Below are 15,751 nucleotides of genomic sequence, written 5' to 3'. Positions count from 1 at the left end.
CACAGGTGGGCTGGTAGAGCATACCAAGGCGCTTGAGAGAACGATGCTGAAGGAACTAGGCAAATTGCCCGCGTAACTTCGGGATAAGCGGGACCCTTCGCCGGGCAACCGGTGGGGGGTGGCACAGACCAGGGGGTAGCGACTGTTTATCAAAAACACAGGGCTCTGCGAACTCGAGAGAGGACGTATAGGGTCTGACGCCTGCCCGGTGCCGGAAGGTTAAGAGGAGAGGTGCAAGCCTTGAATCGAAGCCCCGGTAAACGGCGGCCGTAACTATAACGGTCCTAAGGTAGCGAAATTCCTTGTCGGGTAAGTTCCGACCTGCACGAATGGCGTAACGACTTCCCCACTGTCTCCAGCATCGGCTCAGCGAAATTGAATTCCCCGTGAAGATGCGGGGTACCCGTGGTCAGACGGAAAGACCCTATGAACCTTTACTGCAACTTTGCACTGGCGTTAGAAGAGGACTGTGTAGGATAGGCGGGAGCCGATGAAGCAGGGGCGCCAGCTCTTGTGGAGGCAACCTTGAAATACCGCCCTGGTTTCTTTTGACGTCTAACCTCGACCAGTCATCCTGGTCAGGGACCGTGCATGGTGGGCAGTTTGACTGGGGCGGTCGCCTCCCAAAAGGTAACGGAGGCGCGCGATGGTGGGCTCAAGCCGGTCGGACATCGGCTGTTGAGTGCAAAGGCATAAGCCCGCCTGACTGCGAGAGCGACAGCTCGAGCAGAGACGAAAGTCGGCCTTAGTGATCCGGTGGTTCCACGTGGAAGGGCCATCGCTCAACGGATAAAAGGTACTCTAGGGATAACAGGCTGATCTCCCCCAAGAGTCCATATCGACGGGGAGGTTTGGCACCTCGATGTCGGCTCATCGCATCCTGGGGCTGGAGCAGGTCCCAAGGGTTCGGCTGTTCGCCGATTAAAGCGGTACGTGAGCTGGGTTCAGAACGTCGTGAGACAGTTCGGTCCCTATCTGCCATGGGTGTCGGAGACTTGAGAGGATCTGTCCCTAGTACGAGAGGACCGGGATGGACGTACCTCTGGTGGACCGGTTGTCGCGCCAGCGGCACAGCCGGGTAGCTATGTACGGAAGGGATAACCGCTGAAAGCATCTAAGCGGGAAACCCGCCTCAAAACGAGGTCTCCCTGAAGAGCCGTGGAAGACCACCACGTCGATAGGCCAGGTGTGGAAGTGTGGCAACACATGAAGCTGACTGGTACTAATCGCTCGTTCGGCTTGAGATCCGCGCCATGACGTGGCTTGCCACGTCATTCCATGCGCAGCACGAAAGACGGCTACGGCCGGCATCACGCATCACACGCACGCCACGAACACCTCGGATCGCTCCTTCACGGAGCGGATCGAGGTCGTCCGGATCCGATGACCTGGTGGCTATTGCGAGGGGCAAACACCCGATCCCATCCCGAACTCGGCCGTGAAAACCCTCTGCGCCAATGGTACTGCGTCTCAAGGCGCGGGAGAGTCGGTCGCTGCCAGGTCTTCCGATCCGGACGTCACAGAGAACCATCTCAGCAGGCCCACCACCTTTCGCGGGGTGGAGCAGCCCGGTAGCTCGTCAGGCTCATAACCTGAAGGTCACAGGTTCAAATCCTGTCCCCGCAACCAACCTCCCAGCCCGGTCTATTGTTGATGTGCGTTGCGACGCGCGTCCGCCATGGCGTGGGCGTGCGGAAAGCGCATGGGCATGGCTGTCTTCGGCACAGAACGAGATCCTGTGCCGAGGCCAGCATGCAGCCTTCTGGAGGCCTTCGTGCTGGTGCCGGTTCCGGCGCGTAAAGCGTTGCTCGACGAACAGATACTACTCCGACGCAGCTGTCCCTGACCTCGAGATCACGCGCCGCCTCTCCCGCTGCGTTCCCCGACGCTCGATCTTGGCGCCGCGCAGTTCCGGGCCGCGATGCCGCGGAACTCGATGGTGGTCGCGCCCCCCGGCACGCCGACCACGGCCTCGAGGTCGCCCGGGTCAGCCACGCGTTCGAACAGCTGGTTGGGGGAAACCGGCTCAGGATGATCCGCCAGGCGACCATGTGCCAGCACGGTGATCGAACACGCACGAGCGGGAGAGCGCGCCCTGCCGACGCACTCTCCCGCCCTCGTTGTCAGCGTTTGGCGAGCCAGCCCAGCAGGTTGCCCCAGAGTGTTCGGAAGCCCGGCCAGTCCAGCACCGATTGCGGCAGCCAGTGCGGCCCGATATCGGTGGTCCACGCCAGCGTCCGCCCGGCCCCGTGCTCGCCGACGACAAGCAGCGGGTGCTCTCCCTCGCTGTCAGGTGCCGCCATCAGCGTGGTTGCACCCGGCTTGGCTACCACCTCGTTGAGGCCGAGCAGCGGCGGCATCGCGCCCGCCACGCCCGTGAGCAGCGCATGGCCTGGCGCCGTCGCCACCGGCGTGAACCCCTCCGGCACCTCGATCCGATCATCGTAGGGATGGATCGAGACGGGAAGCGCGGTCTCGAGCGCTGTGCCGCGATAGCGTGCGCCGCCGTTGATGCCCTGGAAGCTGTAGTAGCCCCCGATCATCCCGAGCCCGCCGCCAGCGGCCGCATAGTCACGCAGCGCCTTCAGCCGGTTGGGGAAGGTGCGCGAGTGAAGCCACACATCGGGGTGCAGCAGCAGCGTATTGGCCCCGATATCGGAGAGCAGCACGGCATCCCACGCCTGCAGCGCCTCGACCGTCGCCGGGAAGTCGGTCGCTGCGATGTGGCACGGCATGTGGACGATCTCGAACGGAAGCCCCGCGAGCGCGGCGATGAAGCCATCCGCGCCGCGGTGGAAGGTCACGGACGAGAACTGGTCGAACCCCTTGATGTGGTTCGCGGTCGAAACCCAGGATTCGCCCGCGAGCAGGATGCGCTTGCCCGCCATGTCTCAGGCCATCCGCGCGTCGTGGAGGCGGAACACCGCGTCGGGATACTGCGTCCAGGTCAGGCGCGAGACCGAGGCTTGCAGGATCGCGTCGTGGTGCAGGAACAGCAGCGGCTGGTCCTCGATGATCTGGCGCTGCGCCTCGTGGTACATGCGCACCCGTGCGGCACGGTCGGTGCTCTGGCGGGCTTCGTTCAGCAGGTTCGTCACGCGCTCGCTCTCGTAGCCGGGGAAGTTGTTCGGCCCGCCGCGCGTGAAATACACCCACGTGTTGCCATCGGGGTCGAAGCGGCCCGACCAGGGCGACATGCAGAGGTCGAAATCGCGCTGGCGCAGCACGGTGATGAGGCTGGTCGGGTCGATCTGGCGGATCGTCACGGCGAAGCCCGCCTGGTTCGCCTGCGCCTGCAGGATCTCGGCGATTCGCACCTGCAGCGGCGAGTTCGTGACGGTGATCACCACCGGCACCGCCGCGGTGTGCCCCGCCTCGCGCAGCAGCGTGCGTGCCCGCGCGGGGTCAGCCGCCGGCACGGTGGCGGAGGGGTCGAACGCCCAGGTGACGGAGGGCGAGAGCGGCCCGACGCCCGGTCGCCCGGTGCCGAAATACACCACGCGATTGATCACGTTGCGGTCGATCGCCGCGCTGAAGGCCTGGCGCACGCGCACGTCGTTGAAGGGGGCGCGCGTGCAGTTGAACGAATGCCCGGTGAAGCCCAGCGTCGGGATCTGCGAGACGCGGATCGCGCTCTCGCGCGCCAGCGCCGGAACGGACTGCGGCGGCACGCCATCGACCAGCTGCAGCGTGCCCGAGCGGAGATTGGCGAGCCGCACCGTCTCATCCGGGATGGGGCGGATCACGATGCGGTCGAACGCGCCGTCCATGTTGCGCCAGAAGCCCGGGAAACGCTCGAGCACGAGCTCGGCGTTCTTCGTCCACGACGCGACGCGGTAGGGGCCTGCGCCAACCGCGCGCGCCGCGAAATCCTGGCCGAGCGCCTGCACGGCGGTGGGGCTCACGATCATGCCGGCGCGGTTGGTCAGCACCGCCGGCAGCGGCGCGAAGGGCGCGGTATAGCGCAGCTCGAACGTGCGCGGGCCGGTGACGACGACGCTGTCGATCGGTCCGAAATCGGCGCGCCGCAGGCTGCCCACGGCCGGGTCGATGAAGCGGTCGAGGCTCGCCTTCGCCGCGGCTGCGTCGAGCGCCGTACCGTCATGGAAGGTCAGCCCGTCGCGCAGCGTCAGCCGCCAGGTGAGCGGGTCGGGCTGCTCGATCGTCGCAAGCCCGGGCTCGATCGTGCCGTCGGGGCGCGCGACGAGCAGCGTCTCGTGCACGTTGTAGATCGCCTGGTTCTCGAAGAACGATGCGGCGAAGGCGGGGTCGAGCGTCACAGGGTCCGATACGACGCCGACGGTGAGCGTGCGCGCCGCTTGTGCATGGACCGCGGGAGCGGCGAGCGCACCGGCGGTGACGAGAAGCGCCTCGCGGCGCGTGAGCGTGGGCATGGTGTTCTCCTTCAGTTGTTCGGATCGAGGCGGTCACGCAGGCCGTCGCCCAGCAGGTTGAAGCCGAGCACGGTGATGAAGATCGCAAGCCCTGGGAACCAGGCGAGCCAGTCGGCGATGCCGAGGAAGCCCACGGCGTTGCGCAGCATGTTCCCCCAGGTCGGCGTCGGCGGCTGCACGCCGAGGCCGAGGAACGAGAGCACGCTCTCGGTGATGATCGAGGAGGCGAGCAGCAGCGAGGCCTGCACCAGGATGGGCGGCGAGGCATTGGGCAGGACGGTGCCGATGAGGATGCGATGCTCGGGAAAGCCCTGCGCGCGCACGGCGGTGACGAATTCGCGCCGCCGCAGCACCATCGCCTCGGCGCGCGCGACACGGGCGAACACCGGCAGGTTCACCGCCGCGATCGCCACGACCACGTTCACGAGCGACGCGCCGAGCGCCGCGGTAATGCCGAGCGCAAGCAGGATGCCCGGAAACGCCAGCAGCACATCGACGCAGCGCATTACGATGCGGTCGGTCCAGCCGCCGAGATAACCGGCGACAAGCCCGAGCCCGGAGCCGAACAGCAACGCGAACGCCACCGAGCCGACGCCGACCAGCAGCGAGACTTGCGCCCCCGCAACGATCCGCGCCAGCACGTCGCGCCCGAGGTCATCGGTGCCGAGGGGGTGGCGCAACGAGGGGGCCGAGAGTGTGGCCGTGAAGTCGGGCGTATCGGCGCCGAAGGGCAGCACCAGCGGGCCGAACGCGGCGGCCAGCAGCACGATGCCGACCAGGCCCATGCCCGTCAGCGCGCGCGCATCCCAGCCCTTCAAGCAGCACCTCGCAAACGCGGGTCGAGTGCGGCGTAGAGCAGGTCGGTCACGAGGTTGATCACCACGAACAGCGTCGCCGTGACGAGGATGGCACCCTGCACCACGGGAAAGTCACGCGCGAAGATCGCATCGACCGTGAGCTTGCCGATGCCTGGCCACGAGAACACCGTCTCGGTCACGACCACGCCACCGAGCAGCTGGCCGAACTGGATGCCGACCAGCGTCACCACCGGGATGAGTGCGTTGCGCAGCGCGTGCTTCCACACCACGGCCCGGCGCGTCAGCCCCTTTGCACGCGCGGTGCGGATATAGTCGGCCCGCAGCACCTCCAGCATGGCACTCCGCGTCATCCGCATCGTCGCAGCGGCGAGGCCGACGCCGAGCGTCAGCGCGGGCAGAACAAGATGCGCGAGTGCGAGCGCAGGGTCGCCCGTCACGGGCGCGTAGCCGGAGGAGGGCAGCAGCGGCATCCAGATCGAGAAGCCGAGGATGAGCAGGATGCCGAGCCAGAACGTCGGCAGCGACATGCCGCAGAGCGCGCCGATCGAGGCGGCGAAATCGGCCGGCGTGTTGCGCCGCGTGGCAGCGATGACGCCTGCCGGAATGGCGATCAGCAACGAGACGATCATCGCCGCCGAGGCGAGCAGCATCGTCGGCCCAAGGGCCGCGATCACCATCGCCCGCACCGGCCTGCCGGTCTGGATCGACCGGCCGAGATCGCCCTGCACCACGGCCCATAGCCAGGCGCCGAAGCGCACCAGGAACGGTTCATCGAGCGCATACTTCGCCCGCAGCACGGCGATCGCCTCCGGCCCCGCTTCGAGGCCGAGCAGCGCGATCACGGGGTCGCCGGGGATGATCGCGATGAGGGTGAAGGAAATGAAGGACAGGCCGAGCAGGATCGGAAGCAGCGCGAAAAGGCGTGCAACGATCCTCCGCACTTCGCTCAGCGTCCCTGGTTGGCGTTTCTTGCACACGTGTGCATCCGCTTGAGCGTCACGATCGCCCCCGCTACTGTCAAGCGGCAAATGCAGCGCGCCGACCCATCATCGCTCCTCGATCTCCGTCGTCTCAGCGTGGCCCTCGGCCCGCCCGGGCGGCGCGTGACGGTGGTTGACGAGGTCTCGTTGTCGCTCTCTCCCGGCCGCGTCCTCTGCGTCGTGGGCGAGAGCGGCTCCGGCAAGTCGGTCACGGCCCTTGCCGTCATGGGGCTGCTCGAACCCGGGCGCAGTGCCGTCACGGCAGAGCGGATGATGCTCGACGGCACCGACCTCTCGCAGCTCGGCGAAGCCGGCTGGCGCGGCTTGCGCGGCGGGCGGATGGCGATGGTCTTCCAGGAGCCGATGACCTCGCTGAACCCGGTGTTCACGGTGGGCGAACAGATCGCCGAGGCGCTGCGGGTGGACACCGGCCTGTCGCGCCCGGCGGCACGCGAGCGTGCGCTCGCCGCACTGCGCGAGGTCGGCATCCCGGCGCCGGAGACGCGGCTCGATGCCTATCCGCATGAGCTGTCGGGCGGCATGCGCCAGCGGGCAATGATCGCGATGGCGCTGGTGGGAGAGCCCGCGCTGCTGATCGCCGATGAGCCGACGACGGCGCTCGATGTCACCGTGCAGGCGCAGATCCTCGCCCTGCTTGGCGAGCTCCGCACGCGGCGCGGCACCGCGATCCTGCTGATCACGCACAATCTCGGCGTCGTTGCCGAGACGGCCGATGATGTCGCGGTGATGTATGCCGGCAGGATCGTCGAGCGTGCGCCCGCCGCGGTGCTGTTCCGCGACGCGCAGCACCCCTACACGCTTGCCCTGCTCGGTGCGATGCCGGAAGGGGCCTCACGCGGCGAGGCCCTTTCCCCCATCCCCGGCCGCATGCCCGCCCCGGGCACGGCGCCATCCGGGTGCCGCTTCGCGCCGCGCTGCCCCTTCGCCGGGAGCGACTGTGCCGAGACGCCGCCGCTGCGCGCGGTGGGAAAGGACCACGACGTCGCCTGCCACCGCGCGCCGATCGAGGCCGCGGCATGAGCGCTCTTCTCGCCGCCGAGGGCCTCGCCCGTGCCTATCCCGTCCAGGGCGGGCTCTTCTCGCCACGGCGGATGATCCGCGCGGTGCGCGACGTCTCGCTCACCCTCGCGCGCGGCGAGGCGCTGGCGTTGGTGGGCGAGAGCGGTTGCGGCAAGAGCACCGTTGGACGCCTCCTGCTGCGCCTCGAGGAGGCCGATGCGGGCCGGATCCTGTTCGACGGGCAGGATCTCCGCGCCGTCGGCACGGCAACGCTGCGCGCGCTGCGGCGGCGGATGCAGCCGGTGTTCCAGGACCCCTACGCTTCGCTCGACCCGCGCCGTCGTATCCGCGACGTGCTGGAGGCGCCGATCCGCCTGCACCGGCTTCGCGAGGGTGCTGCCGTCGGCGCACGCGCGGCGGAGCTGATGGCACAGGTCGGCCTCGCGCCCGACGGCCTCGACAAGCTGCCGCACCAGTTCAGCGGCGGGCAGCGCCAGCGCATCGCCATCGCCCGCGCGCTCGCGGTGGAGCCTGACCTCATCATCTGCGACGAGCCCGTCTCGGCGCTCGACGTCTCGGTGCAGGCGCAGGTGGTGAACCTGCTCGCAGCACTGAGGCGCGATGCGGGCGTCGCATTGCTGTTCATCTCGCACGACCTCGCCGTGGTGCGGCACCTGGCTGACCGCGTCGTCGTCATGTACGCCGGCCGCATCGTCGAGGAGGGGGCGACGGAGCAGGTCTTCACGGCCCCGCGCCACCCCTATACGGCCGGCCTGATCGCCGCGGCGCCGCGCACCGATCGCGGCCGGCGCGTCCACGCGCCGATGGTGGGAGAGCCGCCCGACCCGCTCTCCGAGCCTTCGGGCTGCGCCTTCGCGCCACGCTGCACGCTTGCCACCGCGCGCTGCAACGCCGAGGCACCCCTGCTGCGCGACGTGGCGGCCGTGCAACGCTCTGCCTGCCATCACGCAGAGAACGTGCCGATGCCGGATGTACCGGGTTCGGCCGCCGACACGCCGCTTGCACGGAGGCTTGCCATCTACCGTCGCGCTCGCGCTGCCGGCGCCATCGAGCAGGAGGTTCCGCATGCCTGAAGTGCCTGTGGGTACGCCGAAGCAGAACGCGATCGCGTCGATCTTCGGCCGCCGCCGCGCGGTGATCGGCGTCGTGCACCTGCCGCCACTGCCGGGCGCGCCGCGTGACGAGGGCAGGCCGATGGACGAGACGCTCGCCGCGGCGCTTGCCGATGCGCGGGCCTACGCCGCCGGCGGCGTCGACGGGCTGATCGTCGAGAACCACGGCGACATCCCCTTCGCCAAGCCCGACGAGCTTGGCCCCGAGACGGCAGCCGCGATGGCCGTGATCGCCGATGCCGTGCGGCGCGAGACGCGGCTTCCCATCGGCATCAACGTTCTCGCCAACGCGCCGATGCAGGCGCTTGCGGTGGCCAAGGCATCGGGCGCGCAGTTCATCCGCGTGAACCAGTTCGCCAACGCCTATGTCGCGAACGAGGGGTTCATGGAGGGGCGCGCCGGCGCGGTGATGCGCTACCGCGCCCGCATCCACGCGCGCGGCGTGCGCGTGTTCGCCGACGTTCACGTCAAGCACGGCGCGCACGCCATCACGGCTGACCGCAGCCTGGGCGAGCTCGCGCGCGACGTCGAGTTCTTCGATGCGGATGTCACGATCGCCACAGGCCAGCGCACGGGGGACTCAGCGAGCATGGACGAGCTGCGCGCGATCGCGGCCGGCACCTCGCTGCCCGTTGCCGTCGGCTCGGGCGTCAACCCTGACAATGTGGGCGAGATTCTCGGCGTCGCGGATGCGGTGATCGTCGCGAGCTGGCTCAAGCGCGACGGCGTCTGGTGGAACCCGGTCGATGCCGACCGGCTGGCCGCGTTCATGGTGGCCGCGAACCGGGCACGATGAGCGCACGACTTCTCGTATTCGGCAATGCAGGCTGGGACCTTCCGCTGCGCGTCCCCCGCCTGCCGCGCGCCGGCGAGACGCTGCTGGGTGAGCGGGGCGGGGACAGCCCCGGCGGCAAGGGGCTGAACCAGGCCGTGATCGCCGCGCGCGCCGGCGCCGATGTACTGTTCATTGCCCCGCTCGGCGATGACCGGGAGGGCGAGGCGCTGCGTGCTGCGCTCGCTGCCGAACCGCTGGCCTTCGCGGCAATTCCGTCCCGACATCGCACCGATCTCTCGCTGCTTTGCGTCGCCGAGGATGGCAGCAACCTCATCCTGAGCACCAATGCCTGCGCCGACGGCGTGGACGTGGCGGAGGCCGAAGCAGCGGCAGCGTGGCTCGCGCCTGGCTGCATGCTGCTCATGCAGTGCGGCTTCCTCGCCGCGCCCACCCTCGCCGCCGCACGGGCAGGTGCCGCGCGCGGCGCGCGTGTGCTGCTGAATGCTGCCCCGCTGCGGTGGGACATCGCACCGCTCCTGCCTCTGCTCGACACCCTGATCCTGAACGAGGTTGAGGCTGAAGCTGCGTCAGGCTGCGCTGATCCTGCCGATGCCGCGCTTCAGCTGCATCAGCGGGGCGCGCGGCAGGTGATCGTCACGCTCGGCGGGGAAGGCGCTGTGTGCGTCGATGCCAATGGCGTGCGTCGACAGGAGGCGCCCGCCGCCCTCGTGCGCGACACGACGGGGGCGGGGGACGTGTTCTGCGGCGCCTACGCGGCCGCATCGCTCGCCGGCCACGCCGACCCGATGGCGGCAGCGCAGCGCGCCGCCGCATGGTCGGTCTCGCGGGAAGGGTGCTTCGCCGCCTTTCCGCCGGCTTCGGTGCTGCGCGCGATGGTCGGCCCATGAGCGCGCGCGTCACGGCAGCCGAGGTGGCGCGCGCCGCCGGCGTGTCCCGTTCAGCCGTGTCGCGGACCTTCACGCCAGGCAGTTCCGTCTCGACATCGACACGGAATCGTATCGAGGCGGTGGCCGCACGCCTCGGCTATCGCCCCAACGCGCTCGCGCGCACGCTGATCACGCGGCGGTCGCGCATCATCGGCGTGGTAATGGCCGCGATCGACAACCCGTTCCATGCGCAGCTTCTGCAATGCCTCGACGCCGCGCTGCAGGCACGCGGACTTGCGATGCTGTTGCGCGGCGCCGCCCGGCCGGAGATGACGGACGAGTTGATCCATCACCTGCTCTCCTACCAGGTCGATGGCGTGATCGTGGCCTCCGGCCTGTTCTCGTCCTCGGCGGCGAAGGCCTGTGTCGGGGTTGCAACTCCCGTGGTGATGCTCGACAGGCTGATGCGTGCGGCGGGCGCGTCTGCCGTCGGCAGCGACAATCGCGCAGGTGCCCGGATGGCGGCCGAACACCTCGTGGCGCTCGGGCGGCGTCGGATCGCGTTCATGTCGGGAACGCCGGGCATCTCGACGAGCAGCGAGCGCGCGCACGGCTTCCTCGATGGCCTTGCCGAGGCCGGGCTCGCGCCGATCGCCATCGCATCGGGCCGATACGAATACGCCGCCGGCCAGGGTGCTGCCGAGGCGCTGCTCGCGCATGCGCCCGATGCCATTTTCTGTGAGAACGACCTGATGGCGATGGCGGTGCTCGACGTGGCGCGTGCGCGGGGCGTGCGCGTTCCCGATGACCTCGCCGTCATCGGGTTCGATGACATCCCCGCCGCTGCGCTGCCCGCCTACGCGTTGACCACCGTGGCGCAGGACGCACGCGCGATGGCCGACGCGGCGGCTGCACTGCTCGAGGAGCGGATCGAAAAGCCCGCCCGCCGCGCGTCGCGCCGTCTGATCGCCTGCACGCTCGTGCGGCGGCGGAGCGCGTAGCGACAGGCCGCGTCCGGCAGTCGAACCACGCTCCGGGCGACGTCGCCTGATGCAATCGGGCGCCGACGTCACCATCTGCATCGGGTGAGTGCGTCGGTCGCGATCGCCCGACTGCGATCCCGCCCGTCCCATCCTGGCTTCCCCCCGATGCGCCGCATCGATCACAAACCCGACAGGATCGCGTGCCGGCTACGCAAGGGGAAACCGCAGCCCCGATGCTGCGTTCACTCGTCATCGAGGAAGGTCGTGCCATGAGTGTCGGAACCATCCTGCTCCTCCTGCTCGCGGTGCTGCTGGTCGGTGCGTTGCCGACATGGTCGCACAGCGCGGGCTGGGGGTATCTGCCGAGCGGCGGCATCGCTGTCGTCGCTGCCATCATCGTCGCTCTCGTCATGACGGGGCAGATCACGATCTGACGAACTGGCGCCGCTCTATCCGAAACGACGCAAGGAGGGCATCGCGATGTCCAATCGAAACATCATGCTGACGACGACGCTGCTTCTCCTGCTCGGCGCAGCACCCCTGCTGGGGGCCTGCAACACCACCGCCGGGGCAGGCAAGGATATCTCGAAGGCCGGCGAGGCGATCGAGAACAGTGCCAACAGGAACGCTCCCTGATCCCACGGCTGGTGCCGGGTGATGCGGGCGGAGGGCGTGGGCGTTTCGGCGCGCGCGGCTGCCGCAAGGTAGCCCGCGTGCTGGCGGCGCCGCATCGGTGACGCGTCCTCGCGGATGCTCCCGGTGCGGCGTTTGCGCACCCGCCGCGCAGATGCTCAGCGGCGTCGGCCAGCGCCGCTCCCGGCAAGGCGGCGCAGCACGTGGGCGCAGCCCGGATCAGCCCCGCGCGGTGGCGACGTGGCCCAGGCAATCGCCCCGTTCGGATCGGCCGCGCGCACGCAGGCAGACGACGCGGCCGCCCGTGCGGAAGCGCTCCTCCACCGGTTCCCGCCATGGTGTCTCGAGGGAGTGGAGGCGGCCGATCGGCTGGCCTTCCCGTACATCGTCGCCGAGCTCGACCAGCGGCTCGAACAAGCCCCAGTCCGATGCGTAGACGAAACAGGCATCCGACGACACCTCCATCATCTCCGTCGGCGGCCCATCCTCGGCGTCCGCCACGAGCCCCATGTGCCGCATGACGCGCCTGACGCCACGCCGCGCGATCGCAAGGGCTGCCGGCGTCACGCGCGCGCCGCCGCCAAGCTCGATGCCGAGGTTGAGCACACCGTGCCGCTCGGCGGCTGCCTCCAGCGTGCGGTTCTCGCTCATCCCCGCCGGGCTGCCGACGACCGAGACGGGGGCGGCGAAGACGTGCAGCAGCTGCGCGAGCCCTGCTGCGCGTGCGGCATCGGTCGTGCCGCGGGCCAATGCCGTCGGCAGGTAGACCATGCTTGCGCCACCGGAATGAAGGTCGAGCAGGATGTCGGCCATCGGCAGCAGCACGCTCTCGATGTAGTGGGCGAGCGCGCGCGTCGGCGTGCCATCGGGGTCGCCGGGGAAGCTGCGGTTGAGGTTGCCCTGGTCGATCGGCGAGAGGCGGCTTCCGGCCATCACCGCCGGGAAGTTGGCTGCCGGCAATGCGATGATCCGGCCCGTGATGAGCGCCGGGTCGAGCGTGCGGATGATCTCGCCGACGGTGATCTGCCCCTCGTACTCGTCACCGTGGTTGCCGCCGACGAGCAGCAGCGTGGGGCCCGGGCCGTTGCGCAGGCAGGCCGCGGGAATGGGGATCCAGCCATAGCCCGAGGTGTTGCTCGAATGCGGCAGCCGCAGGAAGGAGAGCTGCCTGCCGTCGCGGTCGAAGTCGATGTCGGTCGTGATCCTGCTCGGCATCGTCATGTCCTGCTGCATCCGATGTCTACGGTGCGGGCGCGAAGCCCCAGGCGACGGTGCTCTCATCGCTCCGCGCCGCGTAGGTGAGGCCGCGGCGCATCGCCCAGATGTTGACCTGGAAGTAGAGCGGAACGAACGCGACCTCGCGCATGGACAGCCGCGTGACCTGGCGCAGCAGGTCCTGGCGCGCGGCATCGTCGATCGTGGCCAGCGCGCGGTCGAGCAGGGCATCGACCTCTGGGTTTGCGTAGCGCCCGACATTCGAGGTACCGCGCCCGCGGGCGCGATCGAAACTCGCCACATGCGCGCGCAGCGAGCCCGCCGCCTCGCCCGTGCCCGAGCCCCAGCCGACGAGCTGCACGCTGTGCTCGAGCCTTCCCCAGCGCGGGAAGAACACGGCGGCCGGCATGGTCTCGACCTTCGCAGCGATCCCGATGCGCGTCAGCATCGCGCCGATTGCCTGCGCGACGCGGTCGTCGTTCACATAGCGGTTGTTCGGCGAGTGCAGCGTCAAGGCGAAGCCGTCCGGATAGCCCGCGGCGGCGAGCAGCGCGCGGGCACGATCGGGGTCGAACGCCGGCACGGGCGTTTCCGGATCGTAGCCGAAGAACCCCTCCGGAACGATCTGGCCGGCGGGAACCGCCTGGCCGTCCATCGCGCGCTCGGCCAGCAGGGTGCGGTTGATGGCGTGGGAGAGGGCCTGGCGCACGCGCACGTCGCGCAGCGGGTTGGCGGGAAGGGCCCGGCCTGCCTTGTCCGTCACGAAGGGCGTCGCCTCGCGCCCGCTGTCGAGCTGCAGGATGATCACGCGGTTCGACGGTGCGCTCGCGATCACGAGGCCGGGGTTGGCACGCATGCGCGCGATATCGCCTGTCGGCACGCCGTCGATCGCGTCGAGCTCCTGCGCGAGCAGTGCAGCGACGCGCGAGGGGTCTGACGAGATCAGCCGGAACGTGACGCGCTCCCACGCCGGCTTGCCGCCCCAGTAGCCATCGTTGCGCACAAGGTTCACGCGCGCGCCACGCTCCCAGCCGGCGATCCTGAAGGGGCCCGTGCCATCGGTGGCGCGAAGGGCGTTGAAGTCGTCGGTCGATGCCGCCTCGGACCCGCGCGCGATGATCGCGACCTGGCTGAGATCCTGCGGCAGCAGCGGGTGGGGCGCTGCGGTCCTGAGCCGGATGAGCTGCGGGCTCACCACCTCGACCGACTGGATCGTGCCGGTGAACTGCACGAAGGAGGAGGGGCTGTTCGGCACGGCCGGGATGCGGCGGAGCGTTGCCGCGACATCCTCCGCCGTGAACGGCGCGCCGCCGTGGAAGATGACGCCCTGGCGGAGCTCAAGCTCCCACGTCACCGCATCGATCGCGCGCCACGCGGTCGCGAGGCCTGGCTCGAGGCGCTGGCGCTCATCCTGCGCGATCAGCGGATCGAAGACGTGGCGCGCCAACGCGTTGTTGGGCTGGAAGTTGTGGTAGTGCGGATCGAGCGAGGTGATCGCCGCACCCACGCCGAGGCGGAGCTCGGTCGCGGCGACGGAAGCGGGAAGCGCCGCAATGGCAAGCCCGAGGATTGCGGCAAGGACACTGCGCTGAGTAACGGCACGCTTTCGCACGGCATGGTCCCCCGACGTTGTCACACCGGAAGGTTACGCGCAGCGATCACGCCGCGATAGGCCCCAAAGCGTGGAATGGCCGCCACGGATCGCTCCGCGGCGGCCAGCTTCCGTCAGGCACTCTCGTAGAGGCGGGTGAGGGAGAACTCCCGGTGGCCGAGGATTTCGGCCGCCGTCAGTTCGCCGTCGGCGGTCCTGACGATGCTGTCGAGCAGGGCCTCGCCGGCATCGTCCATGTTCATCGTCTTCTGCAGGATGCCGGTCACGTCGACGTCGATATGTTCGGGCATCGTGCGCATCGTGCGCGGGTTCGCGGTGATCTTGATCACCGGCAGGATCGGGTTGCCGATCACGTTGCCCTGGCCGGTGGGGAAGGTGTGCACGGCATAGCCCGAGGCCGCGCAGAGTGTCACCATCTCCGCCGCCGCAGACGAACTGTCCATGAACCACAGGCCGGCATGCGTCGGCATCCCGGCCTTGTCGATCACGCCATCGACCAGGCACTTGTTCCCGATCTTCTGGATGTTGCCGAGCGCCTTCTCCTCGATCGTGGTGAGCCCACCCTCGATGTTGCCCTTCGTCGGCTGGCTCTCGGAGAGGTCCGACGTCTTGTTCGCCTCGACCACGGCCTGGTAGCGGTCGAACACCGCCTGGAATGCATTCGCGATCTCTGGCGTGCGGCAGCGCGCCTTCACGAGATGCTCTCCGCCGGTGAGCTCCGTCGTCTCGCCGAACACCAGCGTGTTGCCGTTCTCCCAGAGCTTGTCGAACGCATTGCCGACCGTGGGGCACGAGGCGAGGCCGGAGGTGGTGTCGCTCTCGCCGCACTTGGTCGAGACCCAGAGCTCGGACAGCGGGGCCTTGATGCGCTTCTGCTTCGAGGCGTGCTTGAGCATACGATAGGCCGCACGTGACGCGTTCGCAACGGTCGCGATGTCGCCGTGCTGCTCGATCCAGAAGCCCTCGACCGGCTTGCCCGATGCGGCGATGCCCTCGACGATCCGCCCGGTCCAGCCAGGCTCGATCCCGATGACGACGACGCCCGCGACGTTGGGGTTGGCGCCGACGCCGATGAGCGTACGGAAATGCAGGTCGAGGTCAGCGCCGAACTGCAGCCTGCCATAGGCGTGCGGGATCGCCATCGCGCCCTTGATGTTGTTCGCCACCGCCTCGCACGCGGCGTTGGAGAGATCGTCGACCGGCAGGATGATGACGTGGTTGCGCACCCCCATCCGCCCGTTCTCGCGCCGGTATCCCTCGAAGCTCAGGCTTCCCAGGTTCATTCCCATGGTCGGGTTCTC

General features: G+C 69.0%; 14 protein-coding genes, 1 tRNA gene and 2 rRNA genes (1 of these 17 running past the window's edge). 10 read left to right on the top strand and 7 right to left on the bottom strand.

Annotation, left to right across the window (positions count from 1 at the left end; genetic code table 11):
• From Q0C38_RS07285 to Q0C38_RS07275, 3 genes are all read left to right on the top strand, one after another.
• Positions 1-1,247: ribosomal RNA gene (locus tag Q0C38_RS07285) — 23S ribosomal RNA — on the top strand (it extends 1,512 nt beyond the left edge of the window).
• A 140-nt stretch (positions 1,248-1,387) separates the two neighbouring features.
• Positions 1,388-1,502: ribosomal RNA gene (gene rrf, locus Q0C38_RS07280) — 5S ribosomal RNA — on the top strand.
• A gap of 50 nt (positions 1,503-1,552) precedes the next feature.
• Positions 1,553-1,629 (top strand) — tRNA-Met (locus tag Q0C38_RS07275).
• 494 nt (positions 1,630-2,123) lie between these two features.
• Here the strand turns inward: Q0C38_RS07275 and Q0C38_RS07270 are convergent.
• Genes Q0C38_RS07270 through Q0C38_RS07255 form a run of 4 tightly spaced genes read right to left on the bottom strand, consistent with a single transcriptional unit; the run spans position 2,124 to position 6,153 of the window.
• Positions 2,124-2,888 (bottom strand): glutamine amidotransferase, encoded by a 765-nt coding sequence (locus Q0C38_RS07270; protein WP_291296413.1) that lies wholly within the window; start codon positions 2,886-2,888, stop codon positions 2,124-2,126.
• Positions 2,889-2,891: 3 nt separating this feature from the next.
• A complete protein-coding gene (locus Q0C38_RS07265) occupies positions 2,892-4,394 on the bottom strand; it encodes an ABC transporter substrate-binding protein (protein WP_291296412.1) in 1,503 nt (500 codons plus the stop codon).
• An 11-nt stretch (positions 4,395-4,405) separates the two neighbouring features.
• Positions 4,406-5,212, bottom strand: coding sequence for an ABC transporter permease (locus tag Q0C38_RS07260; RefSeq protein ID WP_291296411.1), 807 nt, complete (start codon positions 5,210-5,212; stop codon positions 4,406-4,408).
• Positions 5,209-6,153: an ABC transporter permease gene (locus tag Q0C38_RS07255; protein ID WP_291296410.1), complete on the bottom strand. Its 945-nt coding sequence runs from the start codon at positions 6,151-6,153 to the stop codon at positions 5,209-5,211. Before Q0C38_RS07255 ends, Q0C38_RS07260 begins: the two co-directional genes overlap by 4 nt.
• Positions 6,154-6,240: 87 nt before the next feature.
• On the opposite strand from Q0C38_RS07255, the gene Q0C38_RS07250 reads away from it, so the two are divergent.
• The 7 genes from Q0C38_RS07250 to Q0C38_RS07220 all read left to right on the top strand — a co-directional run bounded on the left by Q0C38_RS07250 (position 6,241) and on the right by Q0C38_RS07220 (position 11,626).
• Positions 6,241-7,233 (top strand): ABC transporter ATP-binding protein, encoded by a 993-nt coding sequence (locus tag Q0C38_RS07250; RefSeq protein ID WP_291296409.1) that lies wholly within the window; start codon positions 6,241-6,243, stop codon positions 7,231-7,233.
• Positions 7,230-8,306 (top strand): ABC transporter ATP-binding protein, encoded by a 1,077-nt coding sequence (locus tag Q0C38_RS07245; protein WP_291296408.1) that lies wholly within the window; start codon positions 7,230-7,232, stop codon positions 8,304-8,306. Before Q0C38_RS07250 ends, Q0C38_RS07245 begins: the two co-directional genes overlap by 4 nt.
• Positions 8,299-9,141: a BtpA/SgcQ family protein gene (locus tag Q0C38_RS07240; protein WP_291296407.1), complete on the top strand. Its 843-nt coding sequence runs from the start codon at positions 8,299-8,301 to the stop codon at positions 9,139-9,141. The genes Q0C38_RS07245 and Q0C38_RS07240 overlap by 8 nt, the downstream gene beginning before the upstream one ends.
• On the top strand, positions 9,138-10,028 hold the full coding sequence (locus Q0C38_RS07235; RefSeq protein WP_291296406.1) for a PfkB family carbohydrate kinase: 891 nt from the start codon (positions 9,138-9,140) through the stop codon (positions 10,026-10,028). Before Q0C38_RS07240 ends, Q0C38_RS07235 begins: the two co-directional genes overlap by 4 nt.
• Positions 10,025-11,008 (top strand): LacI family DNA-binding transcriptional regulator, encoded by a 984-nt coding sequence (locus Q0C38_RS07230; protein ID WP_291296405.1) that lies wholly within the window; start codon positions 10,025-10,027, stop codon positions 11,006-11,008. Before Q0C38_RS07235 ends, Q0C38_RS07230 begins: the two co-directional genes overlap by 4 nt.
• A gap of 251 nt (positions 11,009-11,259) precedes the next feature.
• Positions 11,260-11,424 (top strand): DUF3309 family protein, encoded by a 165-nt coding sequence (locus tag Q0C38_RS07225; RefSeq protein ID WP_291296404.1) that lies wholly within the window; start codon positions 11,260-11,262, stop codon positions 11,422-11,424.
• A 46-nt stretch (positions 11,425-11,470) separates the two neighbouring features.
• Positions 11,471-11,626: an entericidin A/B family lipoprotein gene (locus tag Q0C38_RS07220; protein WP_291296403.1), complete on the top strand. Its 156-nt coding sequence runs from the start codon at positions 11,471-11,473 to the stop codon at positions 11,624-11,626.
• A 216-nt stretch (positions 11,627-11,842) separates the two neighbouring features.
• Here the strand turns inward: Q0C38_RS07220 and Q0C38_RS07215 are convergent, their stop codons facing one another.
• From Q0C38_RS07215 to Q0C38_RS07205, 3 genes are all read right to left on the bottom strand, one after another.
• On the bottom strand, positions 11,843-12,838 hold the full coding sequence (locus tag Q0C38_RS07215) for a succinylglutamate desuccinylase/aspartoacylase family protein (RefSeq protein WP_291296402.1): 996 nt from the start codon (positions 12,836-12,838) through the stop codon (positions 11,843-11,845).
• 25 nt (positions 12,839-12,863) lie between these two features.
• Positions 12,864-14,450 carry an ABC transporter substrate-binding protein gene (locus tag Q0C38_RS07210; protein ID WP_291296401.1) on the bottom strand — a complete coding sequence of 529 codons (1,587 nt, stop codon included), beginning with the start codon at positions 14,448-14,450 and terminating at the stop codon, positions 12,864-12,866.
• 113 nt (positions 14,451-14,563) lie between these two features.
• Positions 14,564-15,739: a UxaA family hydrolase gene (locus Q0C38_RS07205; protein WP_291296400.1), complete on the bottom strand. Its 1,176-nt coding sequence runs from the start codon at positions 15,737-15,739 to the stop codon at positions 14,564-14,566.
• Positions 15,740-15,751: the final 12 nt, after the last annotated feature.

Origin of the sequence: Elioraea sp. (assembly GCF_022842375.1) — a bacterium.
GTDB lineage: Bacteria > Pseudomonadota > Alphaproteobacteria > Acetobacterales > Acetobacteraceae > Elioraea_A.
The sequence above is the reverse complement of the archived record's forward strand: the minus strand, read 5'-3'. Positions and strand labels throughout refer to the sequence as shown.